General features: G+C 40.6%; 7 protein-coding genes and 4 pseudogenes. 1 reads left to right on the top strand and 10 read right to left on the bottom strand.

The window, feature by feature from the left end:
• Window positions 1–12: 12 nt before the first annotated feature.
• The 10 genes and pseudogenes from JCM10512_RS02015 to JCM10512_RS01980 form a co-directional block, all read right to left on the bottom strand.
• Entirely contained in the window at window positions 13–3,324 is a 3,312-nt protein-coding gene (locus JCM10512_RS02015; RefSeq protein WP_244436838.1) for a SusC/RagA family TonB-linked outer membrane protein, read from the bottom strand.
• 104 nt (window positions 3,325–3,428) lie between these two features.
• The gene (locus tag JCM10512_RS22685) at window positions 3,429–3,587 is read right to left on the bottom strand and encodes a hypothetical protein (RefSeq protein WP_158332172.1); all 159 of its coding nucleotides are present in this window, start codon (window positions 3,585–3,587) and stop codon (window positions 3,429–3,431) included.
• Between the two features lie 347 nt (window positions 3,588–3,934).
• Window positions 3,935–5,410: a pectate lyase gene (locus JCM10512_RS02010; RefSeq protein WP_044159927.1), complete on the bottom strand. Its 1,476-nt coding sequence runs from the start codon at window positions 5,408–5,410 to the stop codon at window positions 3,935–3,937.
• A 29-nt stretch (window positions 5,411–5,439) separates the two neighbouring features.
• Window positions 5,440–7,100 (bottom strand): annotated as a pseudogene (locus tag JCM10512_RS02005) (pectate lyase).
• 20 nt (window positions 7,101–7,120) lie between these two features.
• Window positions 7,121–8,670: pseudogene (locus JCM10512_RS02000) on the bottom strand (pectate lyase).
• Window positions 8,671–8,765: 95 nt separating this feature from the next.
• Window positions 8,766–9,737 (bottom strand): pectinesterase family protein, encoded by a 972-nt coding sequence (locus JCM10512_RS01995; RefSeq protein ID WP_262482584.1) that lies wholly within the window; start codon window positions 9,735–9,737, stop codon window positions 8,766–8,768.
• Window positions 9,662–10,390 carry a pectinesterase family protein gene (locus JCM10512_RS24530; RefSeq protein ID WP_262482583.1) on the bottom strand — a complete coding sequence of 243 codons (729 nt, stop codon included), beginning with the start codon at window positions 10,388–10,390 and terminating at the stop codon, window positions 9,662–9,664. The genes JCM10512_RS01995 and JCM10512_RS24530 overlap by 76 nt, the downstream gene beginning before the upstream one ends.
• A 71-nt stretch (window positions 10,391–10,461) precedes the next feature.
• Window positions 10,462–12,333 (bottom strand): DUF5123 domain-containing protein, encoded by a 1,872-nt coding sequence (locus JCM10512_RS01990; protein WP_044159925.1) that lies wholly within the window; start codon window positions 12,331–12,333, stop codon window positions 10,462–10,464.
• An 18-nt stretch (window positions 12,334–12,351) separates the two neighbouring features.
• Window positions 12,352–14,258: pseudogene (locus JCM10512_RS01985) on the bottom strand (RagB/SusD family nutrient uptake outer membrane protein).
• A 22-nt stretch (window positions 14,259–14,280) separates the two neighbouring features.
• Window positions 14,281–17,537, bottom strand: a pseudogene (locus tag JCM10512_RS01980) (SusC/RagA family TonB-linked outer membrane protein).
• 924 nt (window positions 17,538–18,461) lie between these two features.
• On the opposite strand from JCM10512_RS01980, the gene JCM10512_RS01975 reads away from it, so the two are divergent.
• A partial coding sequence (locus JCM10512_RS01975; RefSeq protein ID WP_044160259.1) for a SusC/RagA family TonB-linked outer membrane protein occupies window positions 18,462–19,928 on the top strand: 1,467 nt, incomplete at its 3' end.

Raw genomic sequence — 19,928 nt, 5'->3', positions numbered from 1 at the left:
TCCTTCAGTTTTTTAGAATGTAATATTGGTTCCAATCACGAAGCTACGACTACGCGGGTAACGATTATAGTCCATACCGGGAGTCAAGCCTGTCTGCACATCGACCTCAGGATCGTAACCGGAGTACCCTGTAATTATAAACAGGTTCGATGTAGACACATAGAAGCGAGCTTTCGAGATACCCCATTTAGAAGTCAGTTGTGCCGGCAACGTATAACCGATTGTCAGGTCTTGACAACGCAAGAACGAACCGTCTTCAATAAAGTAAGAGTGAGTAATCTTCTTGGTCACGTCTGATGGATTCCAAAGCGTACGTCCCTCATTCAGCGCACCATACATAGATACCGAGTTATCAATAAAGTAACACTTATACATTGTTTCACCATCAGAGTCGCGGGTGTAGCGCCATCCTGCATCAGCAAACTTAGAAAGAGAATTATAAAATTTATTCTTATTACCTTCAGAAGAAGAGAGCTGATATGCTGTTGCATTGTTCACATCAAAATCGAGCATATAATTGAAGTTCATTGTAAAATCCAAGTTCTTCCACTGTCCACTTAAACCGAAACCTCCTTGAACCCTAGGATTCGTGTTACCAATAACAGTACGATCCGCTTCTGTAATTAATCCGTCACCGTCCAAATCTTTAAACTTAACCTTACCGGGTAGTGTAGCAATACCCGAATTTGAGTCACCGGAAATGGTGTTGATAACCGTTTTATTATGTGTCACACCGTTTGCGTCAACTAGTGGCTGGTCTTGTGATGTTCCATTTTGAGCAGCAGTAGAACCCCAAGGAAGAGCTTGGTAGTTGTTTGTCGGACTAAAATAGAATTCATCCATCGAATAAATACCATCGTACACAAAGCCATAAATCAAACCGACCTCATCACCGACTTTTAAGCAATAGTCGTTGTATGACGACTTCCAACGGTCGTTTTGTTCCCAGATGACATTATCTGTACCATTCAGTTTATCAACTCTCTTCTTGTTCTTTCCCAAAGAGAAGTTTCCCGAAAGCACATAATCTCTACCTCTAAGAATATCACCGGATATACTCAACTCGATACCTTTATTAGTTACCTGGCCAATGTTTTGCATTTGGCTTACATAACCGATAGACGATGATATGTCTGAACTATAAAGCAAATCTTTGGTGGTATTCCAATAGAATTCAGGAGTAATGGTCAAGCGACCACCGAAAAGAGTTAGGTCAGCTGCAATGTTACGGGTTAATGTAGTTTCCCATTTAATATCTTTATTGGCAAATTTGCTACCGCCCTGATTACCATACCACTGTTCTCCGAATTGCGTATTTTCACCAAAACCCGGCCCACCACTTGAATTAATAGAATACAAATAACGCCACATGTCATTGTTAATGCGATTATTACCTACCAAACCTATGGCAGCACGAAGTTTCAATTGTTCCAGCCAGGTAATGTCACTCATAAAGTCCTCTTCCGAAATGACCCATGCACCACCTACAGATGGGAAATACCCCCATTGATTGCCCGGAGCGAACTTAGTCGAACCGTCGGCACGCATTGTTAAAGAGAGCAAATACTTATGATCATAGTTATAACTGGCCTGCCCAAAGAAAGAAGCAGAACGATCAGGTGTAGAAGTTGAAGTAGTGGATGATTTCGGAGTACCGAATCCCATATTATTCCACGCCTGTTCAGCCTCGAACGCACGAGGGAAGTAACGATTTTCCTGGATATTCTGCTTATTTTGGCTGTGAGAAACTTCCTGTCCTAAAAGAAATGACAAATCATGCTTCTCATTTAATGTTAAAGCATAAGAAGCCGTATTGGTCCACATATATCTAAAAACCTGATTCTTTTCAATCTTTGCTAGAGGCAGAGAGTTATTGTTCTGGCCTTCGCTTGTCAGTGCACCCCAAAAACGATTTTGGTCTTTCCACATCAAACCAATAGTCGCTTCGGAACGAAGTACAAGTCCTTTGATGGGCCTATAGTCTAAAGATATCGCATTCGTATAATCATACGAATACTTTTTTTGTTGATTGATGCTAATATCACTCTTCGGATTGGTATATGTGAATAGTTCTTCTTCATCCGGATCGGCATACGAAGGGTCGATATATCCAAATTCACGCAAACCGTTAGTCGGACGATAGCGAAGCACATCGATGATACCACCGGTACCGATATTATCCCCACCTGCACCTTCATCACGACGGAATGAGAACTTAGGATTAATCTGTAAAGTCAGATTTTTAGATATGTCAATGGCTGTCTTGATATTCAAGTTTGTACGACGTACGCCCGAACCCATAATAATACCTTTATCCTCACTTTGAGTAAGAGACAAATTAAAACGCATTCTGTCGTTACCTCCGCCAACAGTTACATTGGTAGAGTAGTTCAAAGGATTCTCACCCATGACTTCGTCTTGCCAATCGTAAGTATGCAAGCTCTTGTACATGTCGAGATCGTTTGGGTTACCAAAGTTTGAACGGAAGAATTTAGCGTTAGAAGAGCGGGCACCATTTGATGCATGCCACTCGTACTGATAACGCGCAAAATCAAAAGCATCCATCAGTTCCAACTTCTTAGACAAGTGGCTAGTAGAAAGTTGTGCATTAAAACTTACCTGAATCTTTCCTGCTTTAGCAGATTTAGTCGTTACGACAACTACACCATTACCTCCCTTTGCACCATAAATAGCTGTGATAGAGGCATCTTTCAATACATCAATCGAAGCAATATCCGTGGGAGGAATGTCATTGATATTGTCTACTTGAAAACCATCGACAATATAAAGTGGATCGTTACTCTGTGTTACCGATGTACCCCCACGAACACGAATGTTGATATCCGCACCCGGCGCACCATCGACCGTAGTTACCTGCACACCGGCAATCTTTCCTTGCAAAGCAACAGCCGCTGAATTTACGGGTACGGCAGCGAGCTTAACACCCGAAATAGAACCGACGGAACCCGTCAAGTCCTTACGTGCCTTACTTCCATAACCAATAACGACTACCTCATCGAGTGCTTTCGAGTCATCTTTCAATGTAATTACCAACTCTTTTCCGGCAACGGCATCCACTTCTTGTGACTCCATGCCGACAAAAGTTACTACTAATTTTTTCCCTTTGGGAACAGTCAGTCTAAAGTGACCATCCAAATCGGTGATAGCTCCATTTCTCGTATTACCTTTCTCTATAACGGAAGCGCCTATGACGACTTCACCCGCCGAATCCAGTACAGTACCTTTCACAGCAATGCCCTGGGCAAACGCTCCTGCAGACACCATCAAGAATAGTGTCAGCAAAAAGAGAAGTTTACTTTTCATACTTCTAACATTTTTTTCCATACGTAAATTCATAATAAAACATTTAGTTTAACAAAAGATCATCTACATAAGCATTAGGTAAAGACTGCTTATGCTAAATATTATCACAACACATTGAGAGCCCCAACACGCAGGTCTCCTATCGAATCTATCGTTTTTCTCTTTCTGATAATACTTTGTGCAGACACCCCTAGCGGAATAAGCAAAAACGCCAGTAGCCACAAAGTCCAACTGTTTTCCAGTTTCTTTGATTTTAGTTTCATACTATTAGTTTAAAATTAACACTGCAAAGGTTTCTTAAGATATAATACAGAATGGTCGCACTCTGAATTTGATGCAAAAATCCTCAAAAGAAAGTAAATGAAAGGGGAAAAACTGATAGAAAAGGGGGAAAATAGAGGCAGGAAACCCATTTTCCACACTATCGCATGAATAAAGGACACTAGAATCTCCCAACAAATCGACACGCTTCCAATAAAGCCGAATCGGAAGAAAAGAGAAAAATAGCTAAATGCCAACCCGGACTTCACATAGCCAAGCGAATAACTTTCAATGAAAAAGGGAAGAACTGCTTTTTACCAGTTCTCCCCTTTCCATGATTTTGAGTTACTTACTTATTCGGAAATACAAAATCAACTAAACTATTCATATACACTTCCAGATTGGTATATTCTGCACTCAAGGTATACTTTGCTCCATCCCCGGCATTGTTCGGATCAAGATTATGTTTCTTCTCCCATTCATCAGGTATACCATCACCGTCACTATCAATAAGAGCAGCTGAAGACTTATATTCAGGCCATCCGCCAACATCCGACGGTTGGTCAATCATCCCATTCGTACTTCCGTGAGATCCTTCGTAGGTATAAGTCCCTTTACGAGTCTCTTCCACAATTCGCTGATCAATTACATCTCGACGATGAGAAGCACCTGCGAATTGAAGCACGTCTTTATAAGCTTTCTTGGCCGATTGCAGCGAAGAATGTTCGGCTATATCAAAGGCCTTCTTAGTTAAGATCTCCTTTTCTGTCGTGAAATCGTTTTTTATAACCAAGCCAAAAGAATTATCCATATTGACTTTATAAAGCGCTTCCTTTTGTTTATCCGTCAACTTAGAACAAGTCGGGTCTATATAGTTACCATTGAAATAAAAGATTCCATGAACACCAGCTTCGTTCTGGTTTTTACCGTCATCTGCATAAGCTGTGAATAGACGTTTAAACGATCCCTTTGTCGCAGTAAAAGGTCCGGGCTTATAATAATTATTGATAAAGTTATAGGAACCTCCCTCACCGGCATAAGCTCCGTCGCTACCATAGTTATAAATTACGTTATTGAACAATTCAACTTTCTCGTCTTCCGGCTTTCCCGTATAACGGCTTCCGCAAAGACGAGGAGTACGATTTGTATGATGTGCAAGCAGGTTATGATGGAAGGTGGCTGGTTGTCCACCCCAAATGCCTCCATAGCCATGTGCTCCTTTTTCATGAATGGAATTGGCCAGACTCTCACTTATTATACACCACTGAAGCGTAAAATTGTGGAGATCATAAAAAGTCGCGCATTCGTCTGTACTCCAACTCATGGAACAATGGTCGATAATCACATTTCGCTGAGGCTTGGTTCCGTTCATTGCGTCATCACCTTTCTGCTTAATATCTACTCCCATACGTGAGCGGATAAAACGAACAATAACATTGTCTGCCTGAATAGAGAAAGTATAGTTTTTCAGACAAATGCCATCGCCCGGAGCCGTTTGTCCGGCAATTGTAACATCGCCGTTATTCAGTTTCAGAGGTTTTTGCAACTCAATGATTCCACTGACAGCGAAAACAATCGTACGAGGACCTTTCTTACTTATTGCCCATCGAAGTGTTCCCTCTGATCCGTCATCAGCTAATGAAGTTACTGTATAGACTTCACCACCGGCACCGCCAAGCGTATATTTCCCAGCACCGTCAGCACCCGGAAATGCGGCGACCTTCGATCGATCGGGTACAGGATGCTCTTTTAAATTTGCTTCACCCGCAACAGCTGAAGACAAAGCAATCACTGAACAATAAAGAACTAATGCAATCTTTTTCATGTTATTCGGTTTTTGTATAAAACAAACAGTTATTCAATAACCTTCCCTCCGGAAGCTCCTTTCACCATGATATCCTGTACCAAGCTATTGAGATACATTTCCAGATTGGTATATTTCCCATTCTTATCAACAGTGGTCTCTTTCCCATCGGCTGATTTCTTAGGATTCAAACCATACTCTTCTTCCCAAGAATCGGGAATTCCATCTCCATCGGTATCTTTCAAGTTCGGACTAGCCACAGTTGTTAATACATCATACGGATTGGATATTCCTAAAGTAGTGATAATATCTGTAGGAGCATTGATATATCCTGATTTATTTTGCGAATATCCGGATAAACCACTCCATCGACTTGCATCTCCGGTACAGCTAGCCTTTCGGTTCGCAACATCGTTTACGATTAGGGCATCTACTTTATCCCGATAATTAGATGCTCCAACGCTTTCCAAGACTCGCGCATAGGCGTCATCCGCTGTGTGAGTTGTTACTCGTCCGGCTTCTACTACCAACGCATTGGCGCGAATCTGTTGATGCTGATTCCAGAGCGCATCAGTTGCACAATTATTTTTATCCATTTGAGCAAACACGCCATTCGTCCAATTATCTTGTGTTACTGCTGTATTTCCTTCAGTTTTATTCTCATTGATATAAAACTTACCCCAAGTTTGAAGCCATAGACCATATTTATCTTTCCCAGAATAATCAATGGGATATACATCCGGTTTCGCAATGCGATAGGAACGGCCACTCTTAGCTTGATCGGTACCAGGTCCCGGTTTATAATAGTTACCTACAATATTGACGTGTTGAGCTTCACCTCCATAACAACCTTCACCTCCCCAATTATAGAAAACATTATTACGAATATCGACACGTTCACCGTTATTGTTATTTAATGCCAATGTCGTATAGCGAGGGCCGAGACGAGGAACACGGCTTTCACAATGAGCTATCAGGTTATGATGATAAGAAGCGTTATTACCTCCCCAGTTACCACCATATCCATGAGATGCGAATTTTCCACCAGCTGCTGCAAGCTTTACATCACTTACCCGCAGAGCTTGCGCAGCTAAACACCACTGTACCGTAGAATTCTGCATACCATAAACAGATATACATTCATCCGTCCCCCAACTGGCAGAACAATGGTCGATTATAATATTTTGTTTATCACTTCCTCCAGTGCATCACAGTCCACATCTTTATTTCCGGGACGAAAACGCATAAAGCGGATAATGACATTATTCGAGTTAATGGTAAACGGATAATCGGCTATGCAAATTCCTCCCGGTGATGTTTGGCCGGCTATCGTCAGATTATCTTTCTGAGTTCTCAATTCTGCTTTAAGGTAGATAGTTCCCGACACATCAAAAACGATGGTTTTAGGACCATCCTGCTTCAATGCCCATCGGAAGCTTCCACTTGTATTTCCATTTGTATCGTCATCAAGCGTTGTTACACGGTAAACTTTTCCTCCACGGCCTCCGGTTGTATTACGTCCGTGGCCTTCGGCATAAGGAAAAGCGAGGAGTTCTCCATAATCCAGCTGTTTAATACCGGTGGAATTATTACCTCCCGTATTATCCCCTCCTCCGTTATCATCTGTAGGACTATCCGAAGAACACGACATACACATACCGGCTACACCAAATAGCATAGCCAGATAAAACAAGGATTTCTTTCTTTTCATATTCTCTTTCTTCAAAGTATTTATTTTTTTGGATATAATGCCTGTACCAAACTATTGAGATAAACCTCCAAATTCGTATACGTTTTGCTCAATGTATATTTCGAACCATCAGCCGCACTATTCGGATTTAGTCCGTTCGCAGTTTCCCACGCATCTGGAATACCGTCGCCATCCGTATCTTTGAGTCCGGTCTCTTCTTTATAATCAGGCCAACCTCCTACATCTTCGGCACTATCAATAATCCCATTCGTGCCTCCATTACTTCCTTGAGCGGTATAATCACCATTGATAACATTGTTTATAATTCGGTTATCTACAGCATCCCGGTTCAATGAAGCACCTACGTAACTCAAGACAGACTCATAAGCGTCTTTAGCAGACTGTGTATATTCGGAAGCGTCAGTACTAATTGCGAATTCTTTATCCGATTGAATGGCTGTCTTTCCTCCTGACGGTAGATTTTCGGAATCCTTTGGTTGTAATCCTACCCAGTTATCTGAATTAACGGCAGCCAAAAGGGTTTTATATGTCGATTCTATTTGAGGACATGTATCATCGAAATAATTTCCACTTACATGGTAAATCCCCCATGTACCTTTGACGTTTGCTTGCGTTCCGTCATCGCTGTTAGGCTGAAAGATACGATTAACAATACTCTTCTTCGTACTGGTGGAAGGCCCGGGCTTATAATAGTTATTCACAAAATTATAGCTTCCTCCCTCTCCGGCATATCCACCATTGGTTGGTCCCCAATTATAAAAGACGTTATTGCGCAAGTCTACTTTTTCATTCTCCGGTTTTCCGGTATAACGGCTACCGCATAAACGGGGTGTGCGACTGCTATGATGAGCAATTAGGTTGTGATGGAATGTTGCCGGAGAGCCTCCCCAGATACCTCCGTAACCATGTGATCCTTTTCCATGGATAGAATTGGCCAGACTTTCACTAAGTATACACCATTGCATCGTGAAATTTGTGTTATCATAGAAAGAAGCACATTCGTCCGTACTCCAACTAATCGAACAATGATCGATCATGATATCCTTGCGATTCCTCCCCCAAAGGCATCAGCTCCGGCAGCCTCTTCGGCAGTAAGACTTTCTGCTCCCATACGGAAACGTAGAAAACGGATGATTACATTGTCGGCCTGTACAGAAACCGGATATCCCTTTAAACAGATGCCATCTCCTGGTGCAGTCTGACCGGCAACTGTAACATCTCCAATAGTTATTTTCAACTCGCTTTTCAGCTGTATCAAACCACTAACCGCAAACACGATCGTGCGTTTTCCCGAACGAGTTAAAGCATAACGCAAAGTTCCTTTGGTCGTATTGTCTTCCAACGAAGTGACTGTATAAACAGTACCTCCCGCACCACCGGTTGTATAACGCCCGGCACCGTAAGCACCCGGAAAAGCGTCACGAGGTCCATCCGGTTCATTGTCTGTATCGCCATTATCTGTACTTTGCCCCGGTGTTTCGTCAGGAGTCTTCGGATCTTCACTACTACAAGCTACCGATAGAGTAATCAGACAGAAGCATAGCCACGTTACTTTTATTAATTTAAGCATATATCTTATCCTTAATTATAAAGACAGAGTTCTTTGTCTCATATGCTAAACCAGCAGATCATGTGACAAAGAACTCTTTATTTTATCATATTTACTTATTCGCTTACTGTACCATTCTGACTTACTGTTCTCACAGTATAAACGTTATCTGAACCAACGTTATTTAATGTCACGGTAGTATCCGTTGTTTGCCCGGCATAATTACCATTCATAAAAATCAGATAGCCGGCAGCATTAGGTACCGCATCCCACGTCAAAACATAATCTGTTAGTTTCACATTAGTTGGAGTAGCAAGAGGTGTTTCTATATACTCTTGAGGGTTCCATCCGCTAGCTTTCACGATTTTATCATAGGTGTATTTCGCAGCCTCTTCGGAAGTAAGTACGGAACTGGTAAAGGCAGAGTTTCCACTACCAACAACCTTCCCTTCGGTAGAGATCACTTGGCCATTCTTGTCTATAGTATTATATTCACCATAAAGAGCAGGAAGACTTGACCAGGATGACCAATGCGCAGGTATAATATCCATTTTCAGTTGAGTATCAATCCAAACAGTTTTTGTTCCCTGTTTGTACGGACGCCCAAATGAGAAGGGAGTAATACCACTTACACCATCTACCGTACAGTTCTTCATGACATATCCCCAAGTACCCGTTTCACCGGAGGCGGTGATATAGGCTCCATCACCCGTATTAAGAAACTTACTGTTTTCAACAAAGATATTACCACTACCCCAGATATAATCGGTACGACCTTCGATCTGAGAATCGAATATATAAGCCAGATTCTCCGAACCACTGCTATGACGACACCACCAAGTATCTTGGAAAGAGACAAGAACGCAATTGTACAAAGCGAAACGGTTATTCCGCGTTATCAAAGCCTCAGCTTGTCCGTCTTTTCCTAAACCTCCTGTATACCGACTAGGTAATGCGCCATAAAGGTTAATGATAGAAACGTTTTCTGCATAAAAGTCTGCTCCTTCTACTATTACAACCGCATTCTGTTCTTCAGTATAACCAGCTTTGCGATGAGAAGAATCTTCATTGAAAATAGAATATGCCAAGTGACCATATTAGTCGATTCACTTACCCGGTTCAGAGCAAACTGAATCTTTACTCCGTCACGGCTTTCACCTATCAAGTGGATATACGATTTATTTTTAAGTACCCGAATACATTCGGTATACGTACCATTAGCAATGAAGATCTTGTAAGGAGCAGTTAATTCGAAAGGAGCTGCATCAATGGCAGCCTGAATAGAAGTGAAATCACCGTTTCCTTTGGAATCGACTATCGCATCAAAAACTTTACCGGTTCCTGCAACTTCTGATTTAGCCGTAAAGTTTACGGAGAAATCTTCATCGTATGCTCTTCCTTGCATATCGGTCAAAGCACCGGCAGGAATTTCAAAAGTACATGCCTTATTTTCCATGTTAGAAAAGGTATAGCGTACTTTCTCGTAATTGATCGTTACACGTACTACCCCTCCATTGAAATAGATTTCCGTATCCGGTGCCTGACGCATTGCTTTGCTAAAAACCTGTTCCACGTATCCATTCGGCCCTACTACGGCTCCTTCTTCTATGTTCTGGGAAATTAGCACAGGAATGCTTGTGTCTTCTTTATCATCTTTATCGTCACAAGCAAAGCCCGTAAACACCAACAAGCATAGAAGCAAGTATTTGTTTGCTATATTAATTATTTTTGTATTCATCATTGTTCTTTTTTTAAGAAAGATTCTCCGTAAGGATTCACGTACTTTACGGAGAATCTCAAGTCTTTTAATCCTTATTTATTCCAACGTTGGTCACCAACTCTATATTCCGCAGGAACATCCGTGCCGAACGTCAAATCACCGTTTGCCCCACGAGGAAATAGCTGATCTGAAGTCAGAGGAATATCGATATATGTTTTCCCCCAATCAGTTGCAGAGAATGCAAAATCAGAAGATTTATACAAACCTGTCACATTCAGATTAGCAGAAACAGAAGCTGTATTATAGAATGGTCTTACTCCTCCCTGAGCAAACAGGGTAGTGGTAACCGTTACATCTAAGGTTTTTGTATCTCTAAACAAGGCATCATTTGAAGACATATTATAGAACGTGCAATCTTTGATTGTTACGGTACCAGTCTGACCTGATTTAGTTCTTATAAACTGAGAAGCAGTGGTACCTTTGGCCGCAATCAACGAAGTGTTGGTTACCACTAAGTTAACAGCATTTAAAGTCACCTTGTCAGAAAGTAGTAAACCGTAATGATTGGATGTCGCTTGACTTCCCAATCCGTTTATAATACAATCATCTATTTTCACAGTCATTGCATCTGATGTACTAGCATTCATACGGACAATACCGCGAATATTAGTTATTGTAGAAGATGATACTTCAAACAGTTTAACACAACCTTGTGCATTGTTCTGATAAATTAAAGTCGTATTGCCCGCGTCTATAAGATTTAGGTTATGGAACTCGATCTTTTCACAGATACCCGTTGCTCCCAATCCTTTTGCTACTTCCAAATCAACTTGTTCTTCCTGATTATCTCCCCATAAAATTAGATTCTTAACACCAGCCGAAACACTTTCCTTCTCCAATTTAAGACCAGCTCCGGATAGGTTAATCAACACATTACCTGCAAGATTATCCCAATTCGCCATAGCATCTTCCCAAGACATTTCAGTATATCCAGCCGGTTTGCCTTTCTTAGTTGTAAAGGTGAGACGTGAACAGATAGAACCATTTGCAAAAGCATAAGCTGTATACTCTGTGCTGGATGCCAAGCCTGTAATAGCAACTTTATGTGCAGCTATTTCGGATGGAGATAATTTTGTTCCGGACGCAGGTACTCCTTCAGTTGAAAGGACACAAGCATACTCATCAACATTAACCCTCGTTTCCCAAGAGAAGATCGCAGAGTTAGCTGTTATATTGGTTATTTCAGATGCAATTTCTAAGCCTGGGATTGTAACGACTTGCGAACCGCGTGGATTTGTACCGTTATAGATCGTTATGGTATACTCACTAAATGACTTCAAATTCTCAACCCATGCCTGTCCAAGAGCGACTTCAGCCTGAGAAATACTCCGTGTTGTAGCTTCTGAGGCACCAGTCTCCAATATTTCAAAATGAGTAACTGCCAATCCTGCTTCCCAAGACATATGTACCTTTCCTTCTCCTTCGGGCAAGTCTTCAGCAGACGGAACATTTAAAATGGATTCTTTATCAACAGTTTTAAATGTCTTTTTATAAATAACCCAACGAGATTCTTTATCACCGGAAACCGATTTAATACGCAAATAGTATGTCGTATTTACATTCAGATTATCCATCGTATAGGGAGATTGTTTGATGCGATTGGCAGGATCCGTACCAAATACCAAGCTACCATTTCCTTCTTCTCCCATAGGTGTTTCATTGGTGAATTGATTTGGGCTAACTTCGATAACATAATAATCTACACTCGAAGTAGCGCTCCATGTTACAATAGCTCTAGCTACTGCGGCATCCGACTCCAGACTGATTCCATTTTCATCAGTTCCAAAAGGACGGCTATGAGAAGAATCGACATCCCAATCACTTTTATCTGTACAAGAGGATACAGCTAGAGAAGCAAGGAGCATACAAACTCCTGATCTTAATATATTCTTTATATTTTTCATTATTCTGCTATTTTAAGATTAATCTGAATAACCGTAAGAGTTATGCAACTTACCGTTTGATGTTGAAATCGTTGTCGAAGCTATCGGCAACAGATAACGGTTCTTCACAGCATTGTTCAGTCCGGAAGAGATACTTGGTAAATTAACCTTCAGGTTCTTCTGACTGCTATCATCTGTTTCAGCACCAAAGAAGGCTTTATTTTGATATTCACCTCCCACTTTATTTCCAAAAACAAGAGAAGTCATATCAATATACATCGGGTTATCAGTGCGATACTTAAAGTTCACATATTTAGGATAAGTAGCATTGTATACCGCATTTGTATACGTAGTCTTAAACTCGTCGATCTTTTCACTCAATAAGTTCCAACGGATTAGATCGTACTTACGTACTCCCTCGCCCGCCAATTCCCAAGCATTCTCCATAACAATTGCATCGAAGAATTCTTTTTGCATCAACTCGTTCCAAGCAGTTTCACGTTTGTCGGAAGCAGCAAAGGCCCGATCATGTATCTCTTTTAAAGCTCCGGTCGCTGTCAATGAACAACCAGCTGCCGCTGCATCTTTTCCGTGCAATTCGTTCACAACTTCAGCATACATTAACAGAATCTGCGGATAACGCATTTTTACGACATTAATACCTGAACTAACTTTCTGATCACTTGCCAACACAGCAGCATACCAAGTCTTATTCTCCATCATTTTCCGATAATCCCACTTGCTGCAATACAAGGCAAATGGAGTATTACCCAACATCGATTCCTTAAATTCATTTGTATTCTTATCGGTACCAAGCTGTGAAATAGCGCATGTCATATCCCGACGAATATCTCCATCAACAAACGACATATAATAAGGAGCAGTCAGTTTAAGCTTACCGGATGAATTTCCTTTGGGACCAAACAGTGCACTGACACCATTCACGCGATACCCAATCGTATATCCTAACTCTCCACTCTTATTCAAACCCATCGGAATTTCAAATAAGTTTTCCTGATAAGTTTGATCCAGTTGCTGATATTCATCAAGCGCCAGTATTCTTCTACCGAAGAGTTCAACTGATGTTTACCGGAACTTATAACTGCCACTAAATGCTTTTCTGCCAACTGATAGAGTTCTTTACGCTTTTCATCACTACAGCGCTGAGTCGGATAATTAGGATCACTATTTTGTCCATTAACATAACCTTCTTTTGCTTGTTCACGAATTACATAACCGGCACGTGTCATAGCGATGTTAGCCAATAAACCGTGAGCGTATCCTTTGGTTACATGTTCTGTCGTATACCCATCAACACCAGCCCAAGGCAAGTACGCAATAGCTTCCTTAAGATCGACGATCAATGAATCCATGATTGCGTCACGATCAGTCTTTCCAATATACACATTAGACAAATTACTATTCGATGATTCTGTTTTAAAAGGAATATCACCAAATAAACGTACTAAGTCGAAATAGACCATTGCACGTAATGTTTTAGCTTCAGCCTGGAAACGCAACATCGTATTGCGAGTGCTGCCTCCTTGTTGTAGCAGCTGACTCTTGTTTACGCCATCAACAACCAGATTCGCATTTTCAATAACTCCATACATAGCATCCCAGACCTTAGCGATCTGTGCCCATCCCGGATTCATGTTATAATTCATGTTACCGCGTTCGCTTGACGTATTGCTTGCGTCAGCACCTAATCCGTCAATTAACTCGCAATCGGTATTTGTTCCGGCAATAATAGGCATGAAGTTAGAGTAGGTCTGATCTTGCGTTAAACTACCATAGACCTTATTTAATGCCAGTTCAGTGTAGTAAGTATTATCAAAAGTTGCCCCATTATCCAGTTCAGACGGCGAAGTCTGATCTAAGAAATCGGAACAGGAAGACATCGTTGTCAAACCTAATCCTAGAAATAACAGTTTATATATTTTCATACGATCAATCTTTTAAGTTTAATTAGAATGTAATATTAATACCGCCAACATATGTACGGCTCTTAGGATACGCAGCATAGTCTACTCCCGGAGTCATCGCATTTTTTTTGCTACTAGTATCACTTCGGGATCCGCACCGCTATAGTTAGTCCAACAGAAAATATTATATCCTGTCAGGTACACTCTCACATTCTGTATGAAAGCTTTTCTCACAATCGATTTCGGCAAAGAATATCCGATAGTAACATTATTCAAACGTAAGAAAGAAGCCTTCTCTACGGCATAATCTGTCAGCTGCATCGTGGTAGCACTAGCCGGATTGTACATATTAGCATGGGCATTAAGTTCATTAAGGCGCAAGCCGGCTGTTGTCATATCACCATAAGTATTTAAAACATCGGTAGAACTGGAAGATAGATTTAGACCAGTTTCCGGATCGATCCAAGTATAACGATTAGATAGTCTGAAATCATTATTCAGGTTATAACCGTTTTTCGATCCCGAACGGAATGAAGAAGCAAGCTTCGTTCCATTGATAATTACGTTACCAACCGAATAATTGAAGAAAACATTAAAATCAAAATTCCCCCAACGACCATCTATTCCAAAACCACCCGTTACCGGAGCCATTGTATTACCCAGACGTTGTTTAATCGGATCGCCGTTTTCATCACACTGCAACTTTAAACCACCCGGGTAGTATTTACCGCCCGTAATTGTGGAACTGTTATCAAGCATGCCATCTTTCACGCCCCATTCACTACCTCTCCAAACCAATTCACCTGTGGGATTGCTTACCGGATCATAGACTGTATAATATCCATTCGTTTTATAGCCCCATACTTCACCTAAGCGTCCACCTTTTTCAACCCGGAAGTCTTCATATTTAGCAATGGTACTTCCAGACCAATTGCTACTTTGCCAAGGAGAGTCCGTATTCAGCTTATCAATACGGTTACGATTGTATGCTATATTAAGATTGAAATTTAAACCGAAGTTTTTCCGATCAGCCAAGACAGTACTCACAGTCATCTCTACACCCTTATTCGAGGTCTGTCCAAAGTTCTTATACTGATAGTTATATCCCGAAAGAGAAGGGATTTCCGTACGCATAAGTAAATCTCTGGTCGTATTCCAGTACAGATCAATAGCACCCGAGATGCGATTATTCCAAAATCCGTAATCAATACCGAGGTTACGAGTAACTGTTGTTTCCCATTTCAAATCAGGATTGTAGAGATTGGTTCCATGTTCCAACATGGTAGTACTCTCGCCATCAAAGAACGGATTACGAGCGTCATTACCTCCCAAAGAATAAGTAGTAGCAAGTAAGCCTGAACTAATGCGGTTGTTACCGGCAGTACCAAAGCTTAAACGTAGTTTCAGAGCAGACAACCAATCATGTGTATTGCTCATAAAAGCTTCATCGGAAACGCGCCATGCCAATGCTAATGAAGGAAAAACTCCCCAACGATTGCCGGAGCCAAACTTGCTTGATCCGTCTGTACGTACAGTAGCAGTAAGCAAATATCGATCCATCATGGTATAGTTCACGCGTCCAAAGAAGGATAACATGTTTTCCTTTGCCGCAATATTTGATTGATTAGCTAGAGCCTTACCCGAACCCATGTTAGCTTTCATATCGTCGAAATTCATGGTAACCGGGAAAGCAACAGAAACATTCTCTATCGACTTCTTTTGGCTACTACTAACCTCATGCCCCAGTAATACGTTCAGTTTATCACGACCGTTGAATAACTTTTTGTTATCGTATGTCAACGTGTTCGCATTACGCCAGTTCTTAGTTGTTTCTCTTCCCAAGTACGCTTGCGGCTGGCCGTTGTATCCATATTTGGAATTACCCACAGCATCAGTTCCCCAATATTGTTCTGAATCGTCATACTTCCATCCATATCCAAACTCCGAACGGAAAGTCCAGTTCTTAAACGGCTTCCAGTTTAAACCTACATTATAGTTCTGATTGAAAGTACTACGCAATTTGTCAGTAGCAAGCAAACGTTCCAAGGGGGTCTTTTGCAGTGCCGCATTGTTTTCTTCGTCATCATCCCCATATTTTAAAGAAGTGACCGGACGGAATACGACCGCATTGGCTACAGTTGAGTTAGCAGCATTCGATTCGTTCGTATCAGCACCACCACTCAAACCGTCAACGGTAGAATAGCTTAAGCGAGCATTAAAATCTAAAGTCATCCAATTGCTCAATTCGGCTTTAATCTTAGCATTGATGTTGTCTTTCTTAAATCCGGAATTAAGCATAATGCTTTTTTCTTCATTATGAGCATAACTAACATTGTATGTGAACTGCTTCGAACCACCGCTTACATTCACATTATACTGTTGCTGATTTCCGGTACGCCCAAACATCTCATCTTGATAATCGACTCCTTCAACTGAACGCCAGATATCCATATCATCATAGTTACCATAATCTAAAGAGCCGATTTCACGTTGATAAGCTACGAAATCGTAAGGACTCAAGACCTTTGTCAACCTAGATACTTTTTTAATACCAAAAGAAGCTCCAAAATCGACTTGCGTTTTACCTTCTTTACCGCTCTTAGTAGTCACAATAATTACACCATTAGCACCACGAGCTCCATAAATAGCAGTAGAAGACGCATCTTTCAGCACATCAATAGACTGAATTTCAGAAGGAGTAATATCGCTAATACTTGAAACAGGAAAACCATCCACTATATATAAAGGAGAGTTATCCTGAGATAGAGATCCACCACCGCGCACGCGAATTTTCACGTCCGCATCGGGGGCACCTTCGGTTGTAGTTACACTTACACCGGCAAGTTTTCCGGTAAGAGCCTCAGTAGCACTAGCTACGGGGACAGATGCCAAATCTTTAGCATTAACCGAAGCTACGGAACCCGTTAAGTCCCTTTTATTAACAGTACCATAGCCAATTACTACCACTTCGTCCAATGCTTTAGAATCATCGGACATCTGTACACTAATTGTTTTTCGACCTTGGATGGCAATCTCTTGAGTTTTCATACCGATGTATGAAATCACCAGTGTTTTCTTACCGTCAGCTTTAATAGAAAAGTTTCCATCCAAATCAGTTATTGCACCGTTGGTTGTATTTCCTTTTTCTACAATGGAGGCTCCAATAACAGGTTCTCCACTGGTGTCTTTCACATTACCTTTTACAGTAATTGTTTGCGCTGCCATGTTTAGTGATATCGCTGTAAATAGCAACATCAGCAAGGCGCGCATGTTTTTCACCTTGTTAGACATTCTTTGCATGTTTATTAATTAATGGTTTTTTGTTTGATTAATTCCGTAAATTTCCATAAGGCATTTTTCATCGCTACAAAAGTAGATTAATAGGCAAGCGGGCATGTGCAATATTTGTTTTTCACCTCATACTTTTTGTTTTTTAGCCGAAGTTCACATTTTTGGCAGCAAAGTATAATCATTTTTCAACCAAACACAAAGATACAAACAACTATATAACAACCCATTAACAGCAAACCAACTCTAACAAAACAACAGAATCAGAAAACATCTGATCTTCATTAAAAATCAAAAAAACAACTTCAGAAACAGACAGTTCTCAATTTCAAAAAGCCAAGAGCAGACTGATTCGGAACATACTTCATAACTAAAATCAACCCAGAAGCCTTAAATACATCACATCACATTGTAATGAAAGATAAAAGGGTTCGATATATATCTTAAAAATAAGCCAATCATGTTAGGCAGTAAATTTAATAGACCCATATAAAATCATAAGGAATATATAGAATAAGCATCTTTCTACAGAGTCGCAACAGAGGTTCATATCGTAACTTTATGGTATCAACCATAACACAATAAAATCAATTAATTAAAAATGAGCGGCTAACAATATTCCTAGTTTTAGCTTATAACCAAGGCTCAACAATCCCCAAAAAACTTCTATTTACGTGCAATCAATGCAAAGAAAATCTATTAATTAAGTATATAACATCGACCTCCAAAAGGAGGCTCCAAAGAGAAAACTTGTTGTTAAATATAAAAATAAGGCACATTTAGCCAATACAATAACCCTAAAGCCTCGTTTTAGGCTAGAAAAACAAAAAATACCATCGTAAAAACAAATATTACACATCCCATTATACCCAATGATCTATTTTTGTAGGAGTGAAAAACTCATAAAATTTAATAATCTAATATATAATTGTAAAGATGTCTAAAAAGATGAGAAACATGCGCGCCCTGTTGCTAATGATTTTTGCAGCATTAACGCTAAGCGTATCGGCGCAAACAATTACCTTAAATGGTAATGTGAAAGACACAAGCGGAGAACCTATTATTGGTGCCTCCATCGTAGAAAAAGGAAATACAACCAACGGGACAATAACAGACCTGGATGGTAATTTCTCTCTAAAGGTTCCTTCCAACGCAAGTGTACTCATATCTTATATAGGTATGAAAACACAAGAGATTGCAATCAAAGGTAAAAGTAAGATTGAAGTCACACTGTCTGACGATGCCAAAGCATTGGAAGAAGTAGTAGTTATCGGTTATGGTACCGCTAAACGGAAAGACCTTACAGGTTCAGTTGCTTCGGTTAATGCTGATGCAATAGCAGCCGTTCCGGTAGCCTCAGTAGTGGAAGCTATAACAGGTAAGATGGCTGGAGTACAAATCACAACCACCGAAGGTTCTCCGGATGCAGAAATGAAGATTCGCGTACGTGGTGGAGGATCCATTACGGGCGATAATACACCTTTATTTATTGTAGATGGTTTCCCTGTCGAATCCATTACAGACATTCCCGCATCAGATATTGAAGACATGACAGTCTTAAAAGATGCTTCTTCTACCGCTATCTACGGTTCTCGTGGTGCAAACGGTGTAATTATTGTAACTACTAAAGGTGGAAAAGAAGGAAAAATCTCCGTGAATTACAATGCCTATTATTCGTGGAAGAAGATGACTAAACAGTTGAATACACTTTCTTCTGGGGACTATGCCAGATGGCAGTATGAATTAGCTATGCTAAACAGCGGAAAATATGATGAAATTAATCCGGATGACTATACAAAAGTACTAGGAAACTACCAAGATATTGATCTTTACGACAATGTAGAAGCCAATAATTGGCAAGATCAAGTATTTGGACGTACCGGACACACCTTTAATCATAACATAAGCATCAGCGGTGGTAGCGATAAAACTAAGTTTTCTTTTAATTACGCCCATATGGATGATAAAGCAATTATGCTAGGCTCCGATTTCAAGCGTGATAACTTAAGCTTAAAGTTAAACCACAAACCTAACAAACGAGTATCTTTAGATTTCTCTGCCCGTTTCTCAAATACAAAGATTAGTGGTGCAGGTGCAAATGAGTCTAAAAAAGAAGTATCTAGTGCAGACTCTCGCATGAAAAACGTTATGATTTACACTCCATTCAATTTTACGGATTTGAGTGATGGTTATGACCCTGAATTGCAGCTAACCAATCCGGTAGTTTCTGTTACTGATAACGACCGCATACAAGATCGCCAAACATTTAACTATAATGGTAGCTTTACTTGGGAGGTTATTGACAATTTAAAACTAAAGACGGAATTCGGACTGGACTACTATTACGGTAAAGACAACCGTTTCTATGGACCAACTACTTATAAATCTCGTGAATACAGTTGG

It is taken from the genome of Bacteroides reticulotermitis JCM 10512, from assembly GCF_000517545.1.
Lineage (GTDB): Bacteria > Bacteroidota > Bacteroidia > Bacteroidales > Bacteroidaceae > Bacteroides > Bacteroides reticulotermitis.
Note: the sequence above shows the minus strand (reverse complement) of the source record. Positions and strands in the feature narration are given on the sequence as shown.

What these genes read in the sequence shown, in the direction of transcription:
- JCM10512_RS02015 (WP_244436838.1), bottom strand. Translation starts at nt 3,324, where the DNA reads ATGAAAAGTAAACTTCTCTTTTTGCTGACACTATTCTTGATGGTGTCT.
- JCM10512_RS22685 (WP_158332172.1), bottom strand. Translation starts at nt 3,587, where the DNA reads ATGAAACTAAAATCAAAGAAACTGGAAAACAGTTGGACTTTGTGGCTA.
- JCM10512_RS02010 (WP_044159927.1), bottom strand. Translation starts at nt 5,410, where the DNA reads ATGAAAAAGATTGCATTAGTTCTTTATTGTTCAGTGATTGCTTTGTCT.
- JCM10512_RS24530 (WP_262482583.1), bottom strand. Translation starts at nt 10,390, where the DNA reads ATGATGAATACAAAAATAATTAATATAGCAAACAAATACTTGCTTCTA.
- JCM10512_RS01990 (WP_044159925.1), bottom strand. Translation starts at nt 12,333, where the DNA reads ATGAAAAATATAAAGAATATATTAAGATCAGGAGTTTGTATGCTCCTT.